General features: G+C 62.2%; 16 protein-coding genes. 12 read left to right on the top strand and 4 right to left on the bottom strand.

Annotated elements, in window-relative coordinates:
• Positions 1-2: 2 nt before the first annotated feature.
• The 3 genes from H351_RS22915 to H351_RS22905 all read left to right on the top strand — a co-directional run bounded on the left by H351_RS22915 (position 3) and on the right by H351_RS22905 (position 4,439).
• Positions 3-1,670 (top strand): sigma-54-dependent Fis family transcriptional regulator, encoded by a 1,668-nt coding sequence (locus H351_RS22915; RefSeq protein ID WP_029254896.1) that lies wholly within the window; start codon positions 3-5, stop codon positions 1,668-1,670.
• Positions 1,671-1,778: 108 nt separating this feature from the next.
• Positions 1,779-3,278 (top strand): aldehyde dehydrogenase family protein, encoded by a 1,500-nt coding sequence (locus H351_RS22910; RefSeq protein WP_019744236.1) that lies wholly within the window; start codon positions 1,779-1,781, stop codon positions 3,276-3,278.
• Between the two features lie 48 nt (positions 3,279-3,326).
• Positions 3,327-4,439, top strand: a complete 1,113-nt coding sequence (locus H351_RS22905; RefSeq protein WP_019744235.1) for an NDMA-dependent alcohol dehydrogenase — start codon at positions 3,327-3,329, stop codon at positions 4,437-4,439.
• Between the two features lie 54 nt (positions 4,440-4,493).
• Here H351_RS22905 and H351_RS22900 read toward each other — a convergent pair whose 3' ends face one another.
• A complete protein-coding gene (locus H351_RS22900) occupies positions 4,494-5,942 on the bottom strand; it encodes a hypothetical protein (protein WP_029254897.1) in 1,449 nt (482 codons plus the stop codon).
• 224 nt (positions 5,943-6,166) lie between these two features.
• On the opposite strand from H351_RS22900, the gene H351_RS22895 reads away from it, so the two are divergent.
• The 3 genes from H351_RS22895 (at position 6,167) to H351_RS22885 (ending at position 11,355) form a co-directional block, all read left to right on the top strand.
• A complete protein-coding gene (locus H351_RS22895; RefSeq protein ID WP_029254898.1) occupies positions 6,167-8,413 on the top strand; it encodes an MMPL family transporter in 2,247 nt (748 codons plus the stop codon).
• A gap of 183 nt (positions 8,414-8,596) precedes the next feature.
• Positions 8,597-9,994: a hypothetical protein gene (locus H351_RS22890; protein WP_029254899.1), complete on the top strand. Its 1,398-nt coding sequence runs from the start codon at positions 8,597-8,599 to the stop codon at positions 9,992-9,994.
• Complete coding sequence (locus H351_RS22885) at positions 9,991-11,355, top strand: outer membrane protein assembly factor BamB family protein (protein ID WP_029254900.1); 1,365 nt, start codon at positions 9,991-9,993, stop codon at positions 11,353-11,355. Before H351_RS22890 ends, H351_RS22885 begins: the two co-directional genes overlap by 4 nt.
• Here H351_RS22885 and dctA read toward each other — a convergent pair.
• Positions 11,333-12,739: a C4-dicarboxylate transporter DctA gene (gene dctA, locus H351_RS22880; RefSeq protein ID WP_020906875.1), complete on the bottom strand. Its 1,407-nt coding sequence runs from the start codon at positions 12,737-12,739 to the stop codon at positions 11,333-11,335. The genes H351_RS22885 and dctA overlap by 23 nt on opposite strands.
• Positions 12,740-12,927: 188 nt before the next feature.
• On the opposite strand from dctA, the gene H351_RS22875 reads away from it, so the two are divergent.
• The gene (locus H351_RS22875) at positions 12,928-13,188 is read left to right on the top strand and encodes a GlsB/YeaQ/YmgE family stress response membrane protein (protein ID WP_021334317.1); all 261 of its coding nucleotides are present in this window, start codon (positions 12,928-12,930) and stop codon (positions 13,186-13,188) included.
• Positions 13,189-13,345: 157 nt separating this feature from the next.
• Here H351_RS22875 and H351_RS22870 read toward each other — a convergent pair whose 3' ends face one another.
• Together H351_RS22870 and H351_RS22865 are read right to left on the bottom strand one after the other, a co-directional pair.
• Positions 13,346-14,092, bottom strand: coding sequence for a GTP pyrophosphokinase (locus H351_RS22870; RefSeq protein WP_029254901.1), 747 nt, complete (start codon positions 14,090-14,092; stop codon positions 13,346-13,348).
• 48 nt (positions 14,093-14,140) lie between these two features.
• A complete protein-coding gene (locus H351_RS22865; RefSeq protein WP_003941968.1) occupies positions 14,141-14,740 on the bottom strand; it encodes an SACE_7040 family transcriptional regulator in 600 nt (199 codons plus the stop codon).
• Positions 14,741-14,838: 98 nt separating this feature from the next.
• Between H351_RS22865 and H351_RS22860 the strand changes: the two genes are divergently transcribed.
• The 5 genes from H351_RS22860 to H351_RS22840 are packed head-to-tail and all read left to right on the top strand — an operon-like array spanning position 14,839 to position 20,945.
• Complete coding sequence (locus tag H351_RS22860) at positions 14,839-16,428, top strand: carboxyl transferase domain-containing protein (protein ID WP_021334316.1); 1,590 nt, start codon at positions 14,839-14,841, stop codon at positions 16,426-16,428.
• A gap of 5 nt (positions 16,429-16,433) precedes the next feature.
• Positions 16,434-18,473, top strand: a complete 2,040-nt coding sequence (locus tag H351_RS22855; RefSeq protein ID WP_029254902.1) for an acetyl-CoA carboxylase biotin carboxylase subunit — start codon at positions 16,434-16,436, stop codon at positions 18,471-18,473.
• The gene (locus H351_RS22850; protein ID WP_029254903.1) at positions 18,473-19,636 is read left to right on the top strand and encodes an acyl-CoA dehydrogenase family protein; all 1,164 of its coding nucleotides are present in this window, start codon (positions 18,473-18,475) and stop codon (positions 19,634-19,636) included. Before H351_RS22855 ends, H351_RS22850 begins: the two co-directional genes overlap by 1 nt.
• Positions 19,633-20,121 carry a MaoC family dehydratase gene (locus tag H351_RS22845; RefSeq protein WP_029254904.1) on the top strand — a complete coding sequence of 163 codons (489 nt, stop codon included), beginning with the start codon at positions 19,633-19,635 and terminating at the stop codon, positions 20,119-20,121. The genes H351_RS22850 and H351_RS22845 overlap by 4 nt, the downstream gene beginning before the upstream one ends.
• Positions 20,118-20,945, top strand: a complete 828-nt coding sequence (locus tag H351_RS22840) for an HpcH/HpaI aldolase/citrate lyase family protein (RefSeq protein ID WP_020906880.1) — start codon at positions 20,118-20,120, stop codon at positions 20,943-20,945. Before H351_RS22845 ends, H351_RS22840 begins: the two co-directional genes overlap by 4 nt.
• Positions 20,946-20,948 lie beyond the last annotated feature (3 nt).

The raw sequence follows: 20,948 nt of genomic DNA, 5'->3' as shown, positions 1-20,948 counted from the left end.
ATATGTCTGCGAACCCAGGGGAGCGTGAGCCGGTACGCCCCGAGATCGCGCTCTCCTGGAAGCGTTCTCGACTGAGTGGCCTCGATCCGTCGTCGGCAATCGCCGTGGACACCGAGGAGCAGGACGGCGAATCTCGTCTGCTCCGGGCGGCCGCGCCCGTGCTCGACGAGGTGTCGCAACAGATCGCGGGCACCGGTTTCTGTGTGCTGCTTGCTGATCGAGAATGCCGCGTGGTCGCTTCGGTGTACTCCGACAGCCGCGTCGAGCGGACAATCGAGCGGTTGGGCGTCGTCAACGGTTCACGCTTCGGTGAAGAGCACGCCGGTACCAATGCACTCGGTACTCCGCTCGAGGTAGGTCGAAGCGTGGTGATCCACGGGGACGAGCATTTCCTCGACAGCCTCAAGGGATTGAGCTGCTACGGCCAGCCGATCTTGCATCCCGTCACACGTCGCGTGGAGGGTATTCTCGACATGACCGGCGTTGTCTCGCAGGCCAACCCGCTGTTCGCGCCCTTCCTTGCGCGTGCTGCAGCGGATATCGAGAAACGACTGCTCGAAGGCTCCAAGGCGTCGGAGCAGCGGCTGGTCGACGCATTCCAGCGAGTGTCACATCAGCGCCACATTGCCGTCGCGGCCATCGGCGACGACATCCTGCTGAGCAACCGAACGGCCTTGGATCTGCTCGACACCGCCGACCACGTATCACTCCGGTCCTTGATCGCCGATCTCAATCCTGATCAATCGAGGCTTGTGACAGTCGAATTGGCGTCCGGTGCGCTGGCGCGAGTTCAAGCCGACCGGATTTCCGGGGCCGACGGCGGTGCACTCTTCCTGGTCGAACCACTCCAGCGGGAACGGGCGCCCATCCGCAGAACCCACGAGCGGGCACCATCTCCGGGGGAACGACTGCGCCGAGACCTCATGCGAGCGCGAGCCTCGTCGTCCGCAGTTGCCATCTCTGGTGAAGCGGGTTCCGGTCGAACTTCGGCAGCATCGGACGTGGTCGGGAGCGTCGACGCCAGGTGGCACGATGCCACGCGAATCGCGTTCGACGGCCGTGAGCAGTGGATCACCGATCTTGTGCGAGCAGCCCGTAAGCGTTCGGGCGTGGTCGTGATCGAACAGGTGCAGCTCCTTCCCGATTCGGTGTTGCCACTGGTTGCAGACCTGGTCGATGCCAGCGCCGAGGGGCCGAGGATTGTGTTGACCAGCGGCGCGGTCGCGGATTTGCCGCCAGCCATCGTGTCACTCATCTCGCGTTGTGCCTCCAGGATTGCCATCAACCCGCTGCGAGAACGACAAGCCGAGATCGCCGAGTTGGCTCAGGCGATGTTGGAGGGGATCTCGCCCGAATTGAGGTTGACTGCCAGCGCTGCCGAAGCGCTCGCGGCGGCCAGTTGGCCGGGCAATCTGGCCGAATTGCGCGTCGTGCTCCATCGCGCCTCCGGCGAACGCTCGAGCACTCGCATCGACGTCGTCGATCTGCCCGAGGACTATCGCACCACGGCCAAGGTGTCGCGGTTGGCAGGGCGGGAGAAGGCCGAGCGCCAGGCGATCATCGGAGCGTTGAAAGACTGCGGCGGCAACAAGGTTCACGCGTCGGCGCAACTCGGAATCAGCCGAAGCACTCTCTACACACGGATGCGGGCGCTCGACATCACTGTGTAGTTTGCTGTCCGAATTGAGTTGTACAAAGTTCGGACAGTTAGCACCCCCGGAAGCGCGGAAGTATGGCGTGCATCACATTCGCACCTCACTACTTCAGGGGAGTTTCCGATGACGGCAGTAGCCGAACACACCATCAGTTCCGCGGTACAGGGTTTCCTGAACGGACCGAAGAAGCTCTACATCGGCGGCGAATTCGTCGACGCCGCTTCGGGTCAGACCTTCGCGACGTACAACCCGGCTGACGGACAGAAGCTCGCAGACGTGGCACACGGCCAGGCCGAAGACATCGACCGCGCGGTACGCGCCGCCCGAACGGCTTTCGAGGACGGCCCCTGGTCTCGGATGAAGGCAAACGAGCGCGAGCGGATGATCTGGCGCGTCGGCGACATTCTCAGTGCTCGTGCCGAGGAATTCGGTCAGCTCGAAGCTCTCGACAACGGCAAGTCCGTTGCCATCGCCACCGCCGTCGACGTGGCTTGGGCCGCAGACGTTTTCCGCTACTACGCGGGTTGGGCCACCAAGATCGAAGGCAGCACCGTCAACGTGTCGATGCCCTTCTCTCCGGGCGGCGAGTTCCACGCCTACACCCTGCGTGAGGCAATCGGCGTCTGTGGACTGATCGTGCCGTGGAACTTCCCGCTGCTGATGTCGTCGTGGAAGCTCGCCCCCGCGCTCGCCGCCGGCAACACGGTGATCCTCAAGCCCGCTGAGCAGACCCCGCTCACCGCACTGCTTCTCGCGGAGGTCTTCGAAGAAGCAGGCTTCCCGCCCGGCGTCGTCAACATCGTTCCCGGCTTCGGCGATGCAGGTGCTGCACTGTCCGGCCACGACGACGTGGACAAGGTCGCGTTCACCGGTTCCACCGAGGTGGGTAAGAAGATCGTCGACGCCGCCAAGGGCAACCTGAAGAAGGTTACGCTCGAGCTCGGTGGCAAGAGCCCCAACATCGTATTCGCCGACGCGGATTTCGATTCCGCGGTGGAGGGTTCACTCAACGCCTGGCTGTTCAACCACGGTCAGTGCTGCGTTGCGGGTACCCGTCTGTACGTCGAGGACACCATCTTCGAGAAGTTCACCGAGGCCGTCGCGCACGCAGCGAGCCAGGTCAAGATCGGACCCGGCCTCGATCCCACCACCCAGCTCGGACCGCTGGTCTCGCAGGAGCAGTTCGACAAGGTCACCGGCTACCTCCGTGAGGGAATCGCCGACGGCGCACGTGCACTCACCGGCGGTAACCGCTGGGGCGATCAGGGCTACTTCGTCGAGCCCACTGTCTTCGTCGACGTCAAGCCCGAATTCTCCATCGTTCAGGAGGAGATCTTCGGACCCGTCGTGGCAGCGCTGCCGTTCAACGCGGACGACGGACCCATCACTGCCGCAAACGATTCCATCTACGGACTTGCCGCCGGCATCTGGACCCGTGACATTTCCAAGGCCCACCGCACGGCCAAGCGTCTCAAGGCTGGCTCGGTGTGGATCAACCAGTACAACGGCTTCGACACCGCAATGCCTTTCGGCGGATACAAGCAGTCCGGTTGGGGCCGCGAGCTCGGCGCTTCGGCTATCGATCTCTACACCCAGACCAAGGCCGTCAACATCGCCCTCTGACCGACCCCCATCGCTCATTCTCTCGTCCGACAATCAAGGAGATCACCAGTGAAGACCAAAGCTGCTGTACTGCTCGAGCCCGGAAAGCCTTTCGAGATCATGGAACTCGACCTCGACGGCCCGGGGGTGGGTGAGGTACTGATCAAGTACACCGCTGCCGGACTGTGCCATTCGGATCTGCACCTGACCGACGGTGATCTCCCGCCGCGTTACCCGATTGTCGGCGGACACGAAGGCTCGGGCATCATCGAAGAGGTCGGACCCGGCGTCACGAAGGTCAAGCCGGGCGACCACGTCGTATGTAGCTTCATCCCCAACTGCGGCACCTGTCGCTACTGCTCGACCGGTCGCCAGAACCTTTGTGACATGGGTGCCACCATCCTCGAAGGTTCGATGACGGACGGTTCCTTCCGTTTCCACGGCAACGGAATGGATTTCGGCGGAATGTGCATGCTCGGAACGTTCTCCGAGCGCGCCACCATTTCTCAGCACTCGGTGGTCAAGATCGACGACTGGCTTCCCTTGGAGACAGCAGTGGTCGTCGGCTGCGGCGTGCCTTCGGGATGGGGAACGGCAGTCAACGCCGGTAACCTTCGCGCCGGCGACACCGCGGTGATCTACGGCATCGGTGGCCTCGGCATCAATGCCGTCCAGGGCGCCGTTTCGGCCGGCTGCAAGTACGTCGTGGTGGTTGATCCGGTTGCTCTCAAGCGTGAGACCGCACTGAAGTTCGGTGCAACCCATGCCTTTGCAGACGCCGAGAGCGCTGCTGCCAAGGTCAACGAGCTGACGTGGGGACAGGGCGCCGACGCGGCGCTCATCCTTGTCGGCACCGTCGACGAGGACGTGGTCAGTGCAGCGACAGCAGTGATCGGCAAGGGCGGCACCGTGGTGATCACGGGTCTCGCCGATCCGGCCAAGCTGACCGTGCACGTGTCGGGAACCGACCTGACGCTGAATCAGAAGACGATCAAGGGCACGCTGTTCGGATCCATGAACCCGCAGTACGACATCGTGCGACTGCTTCGTCTCTACGATGCGGGTCAGCTCAAGCTCGACGAACTGATCACCAACACCTACAGCCTCGAAGACGTCAACCAGGGCTACCAGGATCTGCGTGATGGCAAGAACATCCGTGGCGTGATCATTCACGACAAGTAGGACAACTGCTGTGCGCCTTTATTAACCGCGGGCGGTTAATAAAGGCGCACAGCACTATTTCTTGGCTTTCGACAAAATCTGCATCAACTGAAGTAGTGCTGAGAACTTCGCGAATACCGAGCGCGAGACCACCGGACCGAAAGCCGCGGTGTCGGTTGCATCGAACGCGTCGAGCAGATCGCGGAAGCTTTCGACCTGTTTGACCATCGCGTCGAGATCGACGTGCGTGGCGGCGTCGGCATCACGCAGAGCTAGTAGGTACTGCGGCGCCGTCACCAAGGCGACTGCCGGGATCTTCCGCTCGAACAGTGGTTCACCCTCGCCGAAATGAATGACCGGTCCTGGCGCCACGATTCGGCGATCGCCTGCCCCGATGTCGCGCCACAGCGGTGCAACGATGTCGTGTGCTTCTCGGCTCGTCGCGTAGAGCAGTTCCGGTTCCGGAGTGGTCACCAACGCATAGCTGCCGGTCGAGGTGTCCTCGGTATCACCCAGCGCGCCGAGGTGTTCGATCGCGATCCCGGCTACTGCGCGCGCCTGACCGGCTTCGCCCTTCCACATCTCGGGGTGCACTTCGAGCCAGGTGGAGGTTGCCTGTCCGTGCTTGGACACCGCTGGAATTCGCAGGTGGCCAGTCGTCAGCACAAAAACGTACGACCGTCGATGCGGCTGCGCGACGGCGTGCCGCGCCAAGGCCAACATTCCCAGATGCCCGTTCTCCTCGACGCCGTTGGTTCCGTCGCTGTGAGTGATGAGCAGAATCGTCTCTTCCGGTGATGTCCCCGGGGATACCGCCCACACCGTGTCGGTCCGGGTGTCCGGATGCAGAGTTGCATCCAGAACCAGAGTCGCCCGCTGACCGGAACGAGCTGCAGCGACAACCTTCCTGCCCTCGTCGCCGGCCACCCAGACGGCGGGGATGTCGTGGTACGGCTGCGTGAACGGAAGATATTGTCCCAGTGCGTTGTCCGGAGCGATGTCACGCCACACCGCGATCACGCCGAGCACTCCGGCCTTGCGGGCCTTGTCGAGTTTCGGGCCAAGAAGGGTTGCGGAGAGAACCGGATTTCGAAGAGTCTCGTCGGTGGCGATCGGACCCCACTCGCTGACCAGTAGCTTGCGGGGAAGATCGACGTGCGGGACCTCGATCACCGCGATCGCGCCCTTGGCCGCGGACCATTTGGGGCGTCGCGCGCTGACGTAGACCAGGGGAGCGGAGATTCCCTGAGGCCCGGTCAATCCCGAGTAGGGGAATGCGGACGAAACCTTGATCGGTCCCGTCGGCAACTCGATGCGAAGCCCCTCAGATGTGTCCGGTAGATCCCAGCGTTCGAAAGTGTGTGAATCACGCCGGACTTCGAGGCCCAGTTCGGTCAGTTCGTTCGCGACTTCTTCCACCACCGCGTGGTGTGAAGGTGATCCCGTCAATCGTGGCCCCAGCGCGTCGAGTCGCTGTTGGCCTGCAAGGAGGAGATCGCGATCGACGGCATGGCCGTGATTCATGGGATTGCCTTTCGTACTACGCGACGTCTGCTCTGGTGAGGCGCCTGCCCGTGTCGTGTCCACGGTACCGAGCGGTCTGAAAAGGAGACGGAGAGCGCGCCGGATATGCCGTTTTCGCAGATATACCGGGTGCCAATGGGCCTATCGGTCCGTACCGTATGACCTTGGCACCGAAAGACTCCGTGTTCTTCGGACAGACCAGTCCACGGCGAGAGAGGCCTACGTTGGCTACGTATCTTTACAGGTTGGGGAAGTTCGCTTTCCGCCACAAGTATCTTGTGGTGGCCGCGTGGATTATCGTGATCGCGGTGGTGGGAGGCGCTATCAGCGCCACAAATCCGACGTTCTCCAAAGAATTCAATCTTCCGGGCACCGATTCACAGCGTGCGACCGAGTTGATGAACGAGAACTTTGCAGCGGCAGCGGAGCAGCAAACTCAGGCGTCGACCAGCATTCTCATCGCGGCAGACGACGGGCTTGCCGCGCACAGCGATCAGATCGACCAGTTGATCGCACAGGCGAAGACGTTGCCGGACATCGTCGATCCCGAGAAGATCGTCAATCCGGTCACTCTCGCGGAGGCCAATCCGGCGGTGGCGTCAGCCGTTCTCGGCGACAACGGCAAGGTCGGGCTGATCCAGCTCAATCAGTCGATTCGCATCGAGGATCAGACGCAGGCGAACAAGACGGCGTTCCTCGATTTGATGGCAAAATTCCGCACCGGTGGCCTGCAAGTCGAAGGCACCGGTTCGATGATGCAGGTGCAGGCCGCGGGCGGTCTGTCGGAGATGCTCGGCTTCGCGGTGGCGTTCATCGTGATGATCGTGGCGTTCGGCGCACTCATCGCGGCGTTCATCCCGTTGTTCACTGCAATTCTTGGAATTGCGCTGGCCACTCTGACGGTCACACTCGGCTCGGGCTTCTTCGACATCAACGAAGGTGTCACGGGAATCGTCACGATGATCGGCATCGCAGTCTCGATCGACTATGCGTTGTTCATCGTGTCGCGCTACCGCAGTGAGCTCAATCTGGGCGGAACCAGGGAAGCTGCTGCCGGACGCGCAGTAGGTACAGCAGGTTCGTCGGTCGTATTCGCGGGCCTGACAGTGGTGGTCGCGCTGGCAGCCCTGGCGGTGGTCGGGGTCCCGATGATCACGCAGATGGGAATCTCGGCGGCGGTTGCCGTCATCATCGCCGTGCTCGGCGCAATCACGTTGATCCCGGCAGTTCTGGGCATCTTCGGTCGGTTCGCGTTCTCGCCTCGTATTCCCGGGCTTCGCCACGGTGACGAGCCCGAGACGATGGAATCCAACGGACATCGCTGGGCCAAGATAGTCACCAAGTACCCGTGGCCGATCGCGGGTGCTGCTCTGGTCCTCCTGGTGATCGCGGCTATTCCGATGACGAAGCTCGAACTCGGACTCTCGTTCACTCAAGACGAAGAGCGACCGGCACTGGCCCTCCTGCAACGAGGATTCGGTGAAGGCGTCAACGGCGAATTGTTCGTCGTGCTCGACGCGCCCGACGGTACCGACATCACCGCGATTGCCGAAGGCACTGTCGCGCACATCAAGGGCCTCGACAACGTCGCAACGCCGGATCAGTTGATGTGGGTCGGAAACGGACCGGACACGGCAAACCCGATGGCGGGCGCAAACTCTGCGCTCATCGCGGTCACCCCGCAGATGTCTCCGAGCGGCCCCGAAACCCACGAGCTGATGAATCAGATCCGGGACTACGGATCGACGGTGAAGTCGGAAGGCGCAGAACTCGGTGTAGCGGGTCAAACCGCGATCGTTGCAGACATGTCGTCGAAGCTCAGTTCCGCGCTCATCCCGTATCTCATCGTGGTTGTGGGGCTGGCGTTCATCATCATGATGGTCGTCTTCCGCTCGATCTTGGTGCCGCTGACCGCAACTCTCGGATTCCTGTTTTCCGTCTGTGCGACCTTCGGCGCCACGGTGGCCATTTTCCAGTTGGGCGACTTCGGGCTGATCGAGCACACACAACCGATCATCTCGTTCCTGCCGATCTTCATGATCGGTGTGGTCTTCGGGTTGGCGATGGACTATCAAGTGTTCCTCGTGACGCGAATGCGCGAGGAATACGTGCACGGATTGTCGGCCAAGGACGCCATCATCTCCGGCTACACCCATGGTGCTCGCGTGGTCGCGTCGGCGGCCATCATCATGATCTCCGTGTTCGGCGCATTCATGCTGTCCTCGGAGACGACAAGCAAGATGATGGGCTTCGGTCTCGCGGCGGCAGTCTTCTTCGACGCCTTCATCATCCGCATGATCGTGATCCCTGCGGTCATGTCGATTCTCGGTGATTCGGCGTGGAAGTTGCCGGCGTGGCTCGACAAGATCCTGCCGAACGTCGACATCGAGGGTGAAGCGATTCGACGGATTCCGATCGAGCAGGATCCGGATTCCGATCCAGACCCGAATCAGGTGCCTGTAAGGGTGTAAGCACTCAGGTCGTCAGGACGGGGTGCCGGTTGCACAGCAACTGGCACCCCGTTCTTCTGTCTTCATGCGGCGCTCGCGCGATAGGAAACCATCCGGTTGGTAACAGAAATCGCTGTGATCGCGACAGGACTTCCAGAGGCGACGCGCATCGGGAGCGAGCCGTGACAGTGACTGCGAGGGTACGTGTCGAAGGAGCAAACCGATTCGAAGCGGGCCGAGAAGTGGACCTTCGCGCTGACGGTCGTCTCCCTGATCGCCGGTGGGACAGTGGTTGCCGGGCTGGTGGATCGGTGGAGCAGTTCGCCGTCCGATGACATCTCTGTAGCTGCGTCATCTTCGATCACCATGACGTCTACACCGGACGAGATTCCGGCGGAGGACGTGCCTGAATATTCGTACGTCACGCCGAGCGCGGTGTACCCGACCACGATTCCGGGTTGTGAGAGTGTCGAAGCGCCGGACGACGAACACGGAATCTCGATCTTCACATCGACAGGCGGCGACGACGCGTACGACGATCCACGTTTTCCGTGGTTTTCCGGCGCCAAGGCTGTATCGATGTCGGATGCGGTCGCCGGTGCGATTCCGGACGGCGTCGAGATCAAGTTCGCCAGTCCGAGCCGATCACTCCAGTTCGGTCCGATCTCGGCACCGTCGACCTCGGACGAGCTGCCCGAGGGATGGACGATCGAGGATCTGGCGTCCACTGATGCGTCGGCGACAATACTTCGAGGCGAGGCCAGTGGTGGACTGTCGGTCTCGGTCAACAGCAGTAAGGCGCCGGTTCCTCCGTGCGTTGCCGGTTCTCTCGTCGAACGTCGCTCACTCGCGGATGGTTCAGTTGTGGACGTGCAGGACTCGTGGAGTGAAATCAACGGACAACGCACTCTTTCTCGTTCGGCGTTCCTTTACGGCATCGATGGCACACGAGTTCACGCCTATCTCGATGACACTGCCGATCGAGTCGGCGCCGAGGTTCAGGCAAGCGGCGCGCTTCCACTGACCATCGACGAACTGGTGTCCTTGGTCAGCCTGCCGCAACTGCGAATTACGACGCCTGCTCCGCCGGGGGCTGCCCCGCTTGAGACTGATTGTGGCGGTCGGACGGACGAGTCATCAGGGAGGGATCTGGATCGAGGAATCGTCGAGGCGCTCGGTGAAGCGCTCCGATCGGGTTGGCGCGCAGCACCGCCAGAAGCGCCTGACCTCGGCAGCCGGCTGGGTGATCTGGTTCTGGCCGAATACGACGACACCACCACGTGCCAGGTTCTTGTTGCACGGTCGGGAAGCAACGAGTCGCGTCTGAGTATCTCGATCACCAGCGGACAACCGCTTCCCACACCTCCGAACAAGTACGACCCTTCGTACGACGGACACCCGCTCTCGATGGAGACCACCGAGGATGGATCCGTGATCGAACGCGATGAGAGTCGCGGGGAGAAGGTCCACAGATCGGTAGTCGTTACCCGTCCCGGTGGGACGCGAGTAACGGTGAGCTCTTCGGCAGAGGCACCGAACGTGCCGATGACGTTCGAGCAGTTGGAGTTTCTCGCGACGATCGACGGGCTGGAGATTCGATGACCGCCAGGTATTCGCCCAAGGTCCGCCTTCGGATCGCAGCCGCCGTAGCCGTAGTCACGGTCACCGCCGCCATCGCCACGGTGGTCACGTCGACGAGTTCCGAACCGACAGCGGCCTCATCTCCGTTGTGGAGCGTCGAGGCCTCCGAGATTCTCGGGCGCGAGTTCGCGATATTTCGGAGCCCACTTGTTGGAACCGAATTCAACATGGACATGGGCGGATTCATCGACGCCGGATCACTCGTGGTCACGATGATCGGTATGCCGGATCGTCAGGCGTATTCGTTGGACGACGCAGAATTGGTCGGATTGGACGCCGAAGATGGCACAGTTCGTTGGCGCACGTCGGCGGTCGACATCGGTGGTTGCTCCGAGACTCTGCTCGGCAGTTCGGTGCTGTGTTTCTCCGGGCCGTACGTATCCGGTGGTTCGTACTCACTTTTCGATATCGAGACAGGAGAGCGTCGAGACATCAAGACGCCGTGGGCACCGATCATCGCGGTTGTCTCGGGTGACACGGTCCTCGCGCTCGAGGGTGATATCGAGAGCAACGACGTTCGCGTGCACAGCGGAACCGTCGACGATCCGGAAGCGAACTGGTCCAAAGCGTTCGACGTCGGTGGATCGTGGGAAGCCGGATACGTCGATCCGGTGATGTCGGTGCACGGCGATCTGGGTGTGATCGCTCTCGACGAGTCTCTGGGATTCGATCTGAAGACGGGCGAACAGCGGTGGGTACACGGTTACTCCACCTGTTCGACCGCGCATACATCGTCGGACGGCGTGACATTGGTGTCGGATGGCGGTTGCGAAGGCAATGGCCGTCCGACAAGTGAGTACGCGCTCGATCAGAACGGGCGCGAGTTCGCCAGGACGGACGAACTGCCCTCGGAGTCCTCGTACTACGGCGGGCGATACAGCCGAGATGATCCCGTGGGAAGATCGACTCCGATCATTCTGGGACACAGCGGTTTCGACCGGACTTCCGGCGAGAAATTGTGGTCCAACAGTGAACTCTTCGACACCGCACAGTCGTTGGCGGTGATCGGCAACGTGGTTGCCGTGACACGTTCCGGTTCCGAACCCGAGGTCCAGTTCGTGGACCTCTTCACCGGTGAGGTCCTGTGGCGATCGAACGCTGAGCGCGCCGGGGCGGTTGTCTGGCACGGCGATGTCGTTATCGACGAGGGAAACGTCTACGGAACGGATGTCCTTACGGGCCAACGTAGTTGGGAGGTTCGGGTGGACCAGGACGGGGACGACGAGTTCACCCCCTGGGCGATGCCGCGGGAGCTGTGGGCGGGGGACAAAGTGCTGTTGCGTTCCAGTGAAGACCGCATCACGGCGTTGAAACTGTCTTGAGTGCTTCGGCCTCCGGTGCCGGAACAGTTTTCCCGGTGATCGGATCGACTTCCTCGAGCGGTGGAACGTCTTCTCCGTCGAGCACTCGGCGCATGCGCTCCTTGTCGAGCTGCCCCTCCCAATTTGCGACCACGAAGGTAGCGACACAGTTCCCAAGCAGGTTCACCGAGACTCGCATCGAGTCCATGATTCGATCGGCGCCCAGCAGGAGGGCGACTGCGGCAACTGGAATTGCGCCGTGACCGATTGCGGCCACGGTGGCGGACAGTGCCAGGAATGACGATCCCGGCACGCCGGCCATTCCCTTGGACGTGAGCATCAGTACCAGGACGGCAGTGATCTGTTCACCGAGTGTCAGGTCCACGCCGAGTGCCTGAGCCAGAAACAGCATGCAGATCGACAGGTACAGCGTGGCGCCGTCGAGATTGAACGAGTAGCCGGTAGGCACCACCAATCCTGTTGTAGTGCGCGAGCATCCGGCGTTGGTGAGCTTGACCATGATTCGGGGCAGAACTACTTCGGTCGACGCCGTTCCCAACGCGAGGAAGAGTTCGTCCTTGATGTACTTGACGAACTTCCACAGGTTCACGCCCGCGAAGTACCTGACTATCGCCGCCAGGATGAGGATGAACAGGACGGCCGCGAGATAGCATGCGGCGATCAGCTTTCCGTAACTTCCGAGCGAAGCGATCCCGTACTGGCCGACGATGTACGCCATCGCGCCCAAAGCGCCCAACGGCGCCAGTCTCATGATCCAGCCGATGATTGTGAAGAACAGATGGCTCAGACGATCGACGAGTTCGAACACGATTGGTGGTCCACTCTCACCTGCCTTGGCCAAGGCGAGCCCGAACAGTACGGCGAAGAAGAGGACTTGGAGGAGTGCGTTCTCGGCGAAGGCCGAAACTATCGACACCGGAATGATATTGAGCAGGAATTCCACGGTGTGGGGAAGTTCGCCACTTCCGGTCTTGGCGGCCACGGCGTCCGCACCGTTCGCCAGCGTCTCCGGATCGATGTTGAATCCCGCTCCTGGTTTCATCAGGTTGCCGATGAGTAGTCCGAACAGCAGCGCGAAAGTGGTGACGACCTCGAAGTAGATGAGAGCCTTGACGCCGATACGCCCCACGGCCTTCAGATCCCCGACGTGAGCAATCCCGATCACGACCGTGCAGAAGATGATCGGCGCGATCAGCATTTTGATCAGCTTGATGAAGCCGTCGGCGAGGGGCTTGAGATTCGCGCCGAATTCCGGCCACAACCAGCCGATGAGAACGCCGATGACGATAGCGGCGATCAATTGCACGAACAGTGATCGGTACCAGGGCGGCTTGTTGGCGAGTCGCGCGAGCTCGCTGTTCGGCAGTTTTACGGAAGTTGGCATGGATGGGAACGGTAGGTCTGCTTGATTGCGAAAAAATAACTCGCGAATGTCGTGGATGTAACGCGTCGAGGTTGCATCTCGGACAACAATTCGGTCAACAAGCGACAGTTGTGTGTGACTGTGGTTATTGTTTCCCTGAGCGGTGATCTTCCGTCCGCGTGCATGCACGACGTGTGAGAGGGGCTGTCATGGGGCAAATTATCGGAACCATCATTTTCGGCGCAGTCATCGGAATCCTGGCTCGTCTCGTACTGCCAGGTAAGCAGCAGTACGGCATGATCATCACCGTCGTCCTCGGTGTCGCCGGAGCGCTTATCGGGTACTGGGTCTGGGGAGCGATCTCGGACAAGGGCGACACGGGTGGAATCGACTGGATCCGCTGGATCATCAGTATCGCCGCGGCGGCCGTGCTCTCGATCGGCTACAGCGCCGTCACGGGCAAGAAATAGCAAGCCAACGCGATTCGCGAAGTGCGCCCTCCCGAAGTTCGGGAGGGCGCACTTTTGGTTTGCCCTAGTTGTCCGACCCCAGTTGTGAGCGAACGGCACTCTCGTCGCCTCAGATGCGCCGAAAGGCGCGTTCGTTCAGGGGAGGGTCGCCGTAAATTCAGAGCGCTCGTCGCTGAAGATGCAGCGCCTCGAGGAACTGCGCCGGCAGATCCTGCTCGAGGATTTCGTCATCGGGATGCGGTAGCGCTTTGATTTTCGCGAACTCGTCGTTGAGGCGTTCCATCTTGACGTCGAGGCGGTGTGCCGCGGCAGCAGCCTCGGTGAGTTCGTCGAGGAGCTCGACGGGAACCTCGCGGTTGTACTTGTAATAGATCTTGTGCTCGAGGCTCGCCCAGAAATCCATCGCGATGGTGCGGATCTGAAGTTCGATCGGTACGTGCCTGACGCGGTCACTCATGAAAACCGGGACCTCGACGATCAGGTGCAAGCTCTTGTAGCCGTTGGGTTTCGGATCGGCGATGTAGTCCTCTCGCTCGATTACCCGAAGGTCCGTCTGACTGGTGAGCATCTCGGCGATCCGGTACGTGTCGGAAATGAAGCTGCAGGTGATGCGCACGCCGGCGATGTCGAAGATGTTCTTCGCGATGTCGTCGATCGTGAGCGGGATGTTCAGTCGTTGAGCCTTACGCAGGATGCTGTCCGGCGACTTGACCCGTGACGTCACGTGTTCGATGGGGCTGTACTGATTGATGTGAGTGAACTCGTCCTTGAGGATGTTCACCTTGGTCATCAGTTCGGAGATTCCGAATTGGTACAACATCATGAAGCGGGAGAACTCGGTCCGCAGTTCGGCGAAATCGGCTCTGCTGACCCCACTGCTGTCTTCCACGTTCGGCACCCTCATCTGTTAGCTGGTGTAACCAGTCTGCCACCGATTGTGCCGTGTCCGGTTTCAGTGGGTGCGCAGTGCGGCGAGCGTCATATCCCGCAGGACGCGACGTGCGCGTGCCGGCGAAGCTGGGTTGGCGCTGTGAGGGGTCGAGTTGATCAGTCCGAAAGTGGCATGCGCTTTGATGCGGGCATCCGCCTGGTCGAGCTGGGGATCGAGTTGCTCGAGGACTCCGACCCACACCTCGACGTACTTGCGCTGCGTTTGGCGCACCTGTCGACGCGCGTCGGCCGGCAGGCTTTCGAGGTCGCGGTCCTGGATGCGGATCAGGTCCGGCTCGCCGAGCGCGAAGTCGAGGTGGAACTCCACCAGTGCGTCGAGAGCGGCGCTCGGTGAGTCCGCTGCCTCCGCTGCCGCAGAACCGCCTTCGTGCAGGCGCGTGCTGATGCCGACGAGAAGTTCCACGAGGACGGCATCCTTGTTGGGGAAATGCCGGTACACGGCCGGGCCGCTGATACCGACGGCCGCGCCGAGGTCTTCGAGTCGCACACTCACGAATCCGCGTTCGGCGATCAACCGTGCGGCGGCATCCAAGAGCTGACGACGACGGTCGGCCTTCATCTGATCGCGTCGCGTCGGAGCTGCTACCTGCTCAGAGGTCATTCTCTCGATCTTTCTTCGCTTGTGTTCTGGACAACTCAGTTAATCATAGTTAATCTAGTTTCAGTTATCGAGCATTAACTCATGGCGAAGGCGGCGGGATGACTCCCAGTGGAATCACGCAAGGATCGGGCTACCGGTCCGATCACACCGTTCTGGTGGACGAACTGAAGAAGAAACTGGCGCAAGCAGCGCTGGGTGGCAACGAGCGCTCTCGCGAGCGCCACGTGAGCAGAGGGAAACTGCTGCCGCGAGATCGCGTCGACTCGCTGCTCGACCAGGGCAGCCCGTTCCTCGAGTTGTCGCCGCTGGCGGCCAACGGCCTGTACGACGACGAGTGCCCCGGCGCCGGCGTCATCACCGGTATCGGCCGTGTGTCGGGCCGGGAGTGCGTCATCGTTGCCAACGACGCGACGGTCAAGGGCGGCACGTACTACCCGATGACGGTGAAGAAGCACCTGCGCGCGCAGGAAGTTGCGCTGCAGAACAACCTTCCATGCATCTACCTCGTCGACTCCGGCGGCGCCTTCCTGCCGCGCCAGGACGAGGTCTTCCCGGACCGTGAGCACTTCGGCCGGATCTTCTACAACCAGGCGACCATGAGCGCCAAGGGGATTCCCCAGATCGCCGCAGTTCTCGGTTCGTGCACCGCGGGCGGCGCTTACGTGCCCGCGATGAGCGACGAAGCAGTGATCGTCCGCAACCAGGGCACCATCTTCCTCGGCGGCCCGCCGCTGGTGAAGGCAGCCACCGGTGAGATCGTGACGGCAGAAGAGCTCGGCGGCGGCGACCTGCACTCCAAGGTTTCCGGCGTCACCGACCACCTGGCCGAGGATGACCGCGACGCACTTCGTATCGTGCGCAACATCATTGCCACGCTCGGCCCCCGCTCCGAGCGCCCGTGGGACGTCATTTCCACGGTTCCGCCCGTCGCCGATCAGAGCGAGCTGTACGACGTCGTCCCGACCGATCCCCGTACTCCGTACGACGTGCACGAGGTGATCACCAAGCTCGTCGACGGTGGCGCGTTCCAGGAGTTCAAGGCTGAATACGGCAAGACGCTCGTCACCGGTTTCGCCCACATCGAGGGCCACCCGGTCGGCATCATCGCCAACAACGGCGTTCTCTTCGGCGAATCCGCCATGAAGGGAGCACATTTCATCGAACTGTGCGACAAGCGCAGTGTGCCGCTGCTGTTCCTGCAGAACATCGCGGGCTTCATGGTGGGACGCGACTACGAGGCCGGCGGCATCGCCAAGCACGGCGCCAAGATGGTCACGGCAGTTGCGTGTGCACGCGTCCCCAAGCTGACAGTTGTCATCGGCGGCTCGTACGGCGCCGGCAACTATTCCATGTGTGGACGCGCGTATTCGCCTCGCTTCCTGTGGATGTGGCCGAACGCGCGCATCTCGGTCATGGGCGGCGAGCAGGCAGCTTCGGTGCTCTCGACGGTTCGTAGCGAGCAGCTCGACAGCGCGGGCAATCCGTGGTCGGCCGAGGATGAAGAGTCCTTCAAGGCGCCGATCCGTGAGCAGTACGAGGCTCAGGGCAATCCGTACTACTCCACTGCGCGGCTGTGGGATGACGGTGTCATCGATCCCGCAGATACCAGAACTGTTCTCGGCCTGGCCCTTTCGGTGTGCGCAAACGCACCGATCGAGCCGGTCTCCTACGGCGTCTTCCGGATGTGAGCGAAATGACTGAGTTGCGCACTATCGATACTGTTCTCGTGGCCAACCGCGGTGAGATCGCGGTTCGCGTGATCCGCACGTTGCGTGAGTTGGGAATTCGCAGCGTCGCCGTCTACAGCGACGCCGACGCGAATGCTCGCCACGTCCGCGAGGCCGACACTGCCGTCAACATCGGACCGGCCGCGGCGCGTGAAAGCTACCTCGTCATCGACAAGGTCATCGACGCTGCCAAGTCCACCGGTGCTCAGGGCATTCACCCCGGTTACGGCTTCCTGTCGGAGAACTCGGCGTTCTCGGCTGCCTGCGCGGCCGCCGGAATCGCCTTCCTCGGCCCCTCCGAGCGGGCCATCGAGGTGATGGGTGACAAGATCACCGCGAAGAACGCGGTTGCCGCGTTCGACGTGCCGGTGGTCCCGGGTATCGCTCGCCCCAATCTGACCGACGAAGAACTGATCGCAGCGGCCGAGGACATCGGCTACCCGGTGTTGGTCAAGCCTTCGGCAGGCGGCGGTGGCAAGGGAATGCGTCTGGTCGAGGATCCGGCCAATCTGGCCGAGGCTCTTCGCAGTGCCCGCCGTGAGGCCGCGTCGTCGTTCGGCGACGACACCCTGTTCCTCGAGCGATTCGTCCTGCGGCCCCGGCACATCGAGGTCCAGGTTCTCGCCGACCAGCACGGCAACGTCGTTCACCTCGGTGAGCGCGAATGCAGCCTGCAGCGGCGTCACCAGAAGGTCATCGAAGAGGCTCCGTCGCCGCTGCTCGATCAGGTGACCCGTGACCGGATCGGCGCGGCAGCCTGCAACACCGCTCGAAGCGTCGATTACACCGGCGCCGGCACTGTCGAGTTCATCGTCTCCGCCGACAAGCCGGACGAGTTCTTCTTCATGGAGATGAACACTCGCCTGCAGGTCGAGCACCCCGTCACCGAAATGGTGACCGGACTGGATCTGGTCGAATGGCAGGTTCGTGTGGCAGCAGGGGAGAAGTTGGCCTTCTCCCAGAGCGACATCACACTGACCGGGCACGCTATCGAAGCTCGTGTGTACGCGGAGGATCCGGGCCGTGGGTTCCTGCCGACCGGCGGCCGCGTCGTCGATCTGGTCGAGCCGTCAGGTTCCGGCGTGCGCGTCGATTCGGGACTGCTCGCAGGCACCGTCGTCGGCAGTGACTACGACCCGATGCTCAGCAAGGTCATCGCCCACGCCCCCGACCGGGCGGGCGCACTGCGCAAGCTCGATCGCGCACTCGGTGACACCGCAGTGCTCGGAGTCGTGACCAACATCGAGTTCGCACGATTCCTCCTCGCTGATCCGGATGTGATCGCGGGCAACCTCGACACCGGTCTGCTCGATCGTCGCGTCGAAGACTTTGTCGCAGCCGACGCCTCCGACGAGGTTCTCATTGCTGCCGCGGCGTATCGCTGGCTCTCGCGATGGACAACTTCGGAATCCGTTGATCCCTGGGACGTCCCGAGTGGATGGCGCGTCGGAACTCCCGCTCCGACCAGCATCAGGCTCGCCGCCGGCACCCGAACGTCGCACGTTGCGATCGTCGGCGTTCCCGCCGATGCAAAGGTCGAGGTCGAAGGTTCACAGCCGCGCGCATTCAGCGCGACCCTGACGGGATCCGAACTGGCGGTAGTCATCGACGGACGCCGACGCACGTTTGTCGTCGCCGAGACCGATGGTGGTCTGTGGCTGGCGGGCGGCGGAACCTGGCACGTGCGCGAGGTTGCCGAAGTCAGCGTTCGCGGTGAGGACAAGCATGCCGGTGACGCCGAAATCGCCAGCCCCATGCCCGGTGCCGTCATCGCAGTCAACGTCGAGAACGGCGCGGCAGTGAGCGCGGGACAACCACTCGTCGTTGTCGAGGCCATGAAGATGGAGCACTCCTTGACGTCCCCGATCGACGGGATCGTGGAAGTGCTTGTCCGTCAGGGCGATCAGGTGATGGTGGATCAGGTTCTGGCCCGCGTGGTACCTGTCGCGGACGAAGAGACTGCAGAAGAAAAGACCGAGAACACGACGCAGAAGGAAGACGCCTGATGTCCGATTACCTTGCCACCGGATCGCTTCCGGACGAATACCAGCAGCTCGCCAAGACGGTTGCGGATTTCGCGAAGACCGTCGTGGCACCGGTTGCTGCCGAGCACGACGCCAACCACACCTTCCCGTACGAGGTAGTGGCCGGGATGGCCGACATGGGACTGTTCGGCCTGCCGTTCCCCGAGGAGTACGGCGGAATGGGCGGCGACTACTTCGCACTCTGCCTGGCGCTCGAAGAGCTGGGCAAGGTCGACCAGAGCGTCGCGATCACTCTCGAAGCTGGTGTGTCCCTCGGCGCCATGCCGATCTACCGTTTCGGCAACGAGGCACAGAAGCAGGAGTGGCTCCCGCAGCTCACCAGCGGAAAGTCGTTGGCTGCTTTCGGCCTGACCGAGCCGGGTGCGGGTAGCGACGCCGGCGGCACCAAGACCACCGCGAAGTTCGACAGCGGTGAGTGGATCATCAACGGCAACAAGCAGTTCATCACCAACTCGGGCACCGACATCACCAAGCTCGTGACGGTCACCGCGGTCACGGGTGTCAAGGACGGTGGCAAGAAGGAGATCTCGACGATCCTGGTGCCGACCACGACGCCGGGCTTCACTGCCGAGCCGGCGTACAACAAGGTCGGCTGGAACGCATCCGACACCCATCCCCTCACGTTCGCCGATGTTCGTGTCCCCGAAGAGAATCTGCTCGGTGAGCGTGGCCGCGGCTACGCGAACTTCCTGCGCATCCTCGATGAAGGCCGAATCGCTATTTCGGCGCTGAGCGTCGGTGCCGCCCAGGGCTGCGTCGACGAGTCGATCAAGTACGCGAAGGAGCGCGAGGCGTTCGGTCGGCCCATCGGACACAACCAGGCGATCGCGTTCAAGATCGCGCGCATGGAGGCTCGCGCCCACGTGGCCCGCACCGCGTACTACGACGCGGCCGCACTCATGTTGTCGGGCAAGCCGTTCAAGAAGCAGGCGTCCATCGCCAAGCTCATCTCCTCCGAAGCTGCCATGGACAACGCCCGCGACGCCACCCAGATCCACGGCGGATACGGCTTCATGAACGAGTACGCCGTCGCGCGCCACTACCGTGACAGCAAGATCCTCGAAATCGGTGAGGGAACCACCGAGGTGCAGTTGATGCTCATCGCCCGTGAGGCAGGGTTGTGACGAACCCCAAGAAGATCACTCAGCGCGGACTCTGGTTCGAGGAGTTCGAGGTCGGCGCGATCTACGAGCATCGGCCAGGCCGAACGGTGACCGAGGCTGACAACTTACTGTTCACGACTCTGACGATGAACACGCAGGCGCTGCATCTTGATGCTGCGTACAGCGAAGGCACTCAATTCGGTGTGCGGCTGGTCAATTCGATGTTCACCCTGTCGACCATCGTCGGCCTCTCGGTCGCGCAGTTGACGCAGGGCACCATCGTCGCGAACCTCGGTTTCTCCGAGATCAGCTTCCCGAAGCCGCTCTTTCACGGGGACACCCTGTACGCCGAGACGCTCATCGCGGACAAGCGTGAGTCGAAGAGCCGTCCGGGCGAAGGCATCGTGACGCTCGTGCACACCGGGCGCAATCAGCACGGCGATGTCGTCGCACTTGCCACGCGCAAGACGTTGGTGCAGCTCCGCCCGGCCGAGGTGTCCTCATGACGTGGACGCCACCGGGGCCGGCCTGGTTGTTCTGCCCGGCGGATCGTCCCGAGCGCTACGCGAAGGCGGCCGCCGTTGCCGACGTCGTGATCCTCGATCTCGAAGACGGGGTGGCTCCGGCCGACAAAGAAGCCGCACGTGCAGCCCTGATCGACACTCCTCTCGATCCGGACCGGACGATTGTGCGCGTCAATCCGGTCGGTACGCCTGATCACGAACTCGATCTGATCGCGCTGGACGGCACACACTATTCGCGTCTCATGCTGTCCAAGTGCGAATCGGCTGAGGACGTCCTCTCGCTCGCACCGGCGGATGTGGTTGCACTCGTCGAGTCCCCGCGAGGAGCCCTCGCCGTGGCCGACATCGCGCTTGCTGCGAACGCCATCGGTGTCATGTGGGGAGCCGAGGATCTTGTGGCCGGTCTCGGCGGTAATTCGAGCAGGCACCCGAACGGTTCGTACCGCGACGTTGCCAAGCACGTCCGATCGACGTCTCTCCTGGCTGCGAAGAGCTACGGCCGGTTGGCTGTCGATTCCGTGTATCTCGACATCAAGGACCTCGTCGGCCTGGGCGTCGAGTCCGCTGATGCTGTCGCAGTCGGCTTCGACGTGAAGGTTGCGATCCACCCGAGTCAGGTCGAGGTCATCCGTGGTGCCTTCGCACCTTCGGAAAAAGAGATCGACTGGGCCACACGAGTGCTTGCCGCGGTGTCTACTGAACGTGGTGTGTTCGCGTTCGAGGGCAAGATGGTCGACGCTCCCGTTCTTCGTCACGCCGAGAAGCTTCTTCACCGAGCCGGAATCTTTCAGCAGAAGGAGAACTAACGG

It is taken from the genome of Rhodococcus erythropolis R138 (assembly GCF_000696675.2).
Classification (GTDB): Bacteria; Actinomycetota; Actinomycetes; order Mycobacteriales; family Mycobacteriaceae; genus Rhodococcus_F; species Rhodococcus_F erythropolis.
The sequence above is the reverse complement of the archived record's forward strand: the minus strand, read 5'-3'. Positions and strand labels throughout refer to the sequence as shown.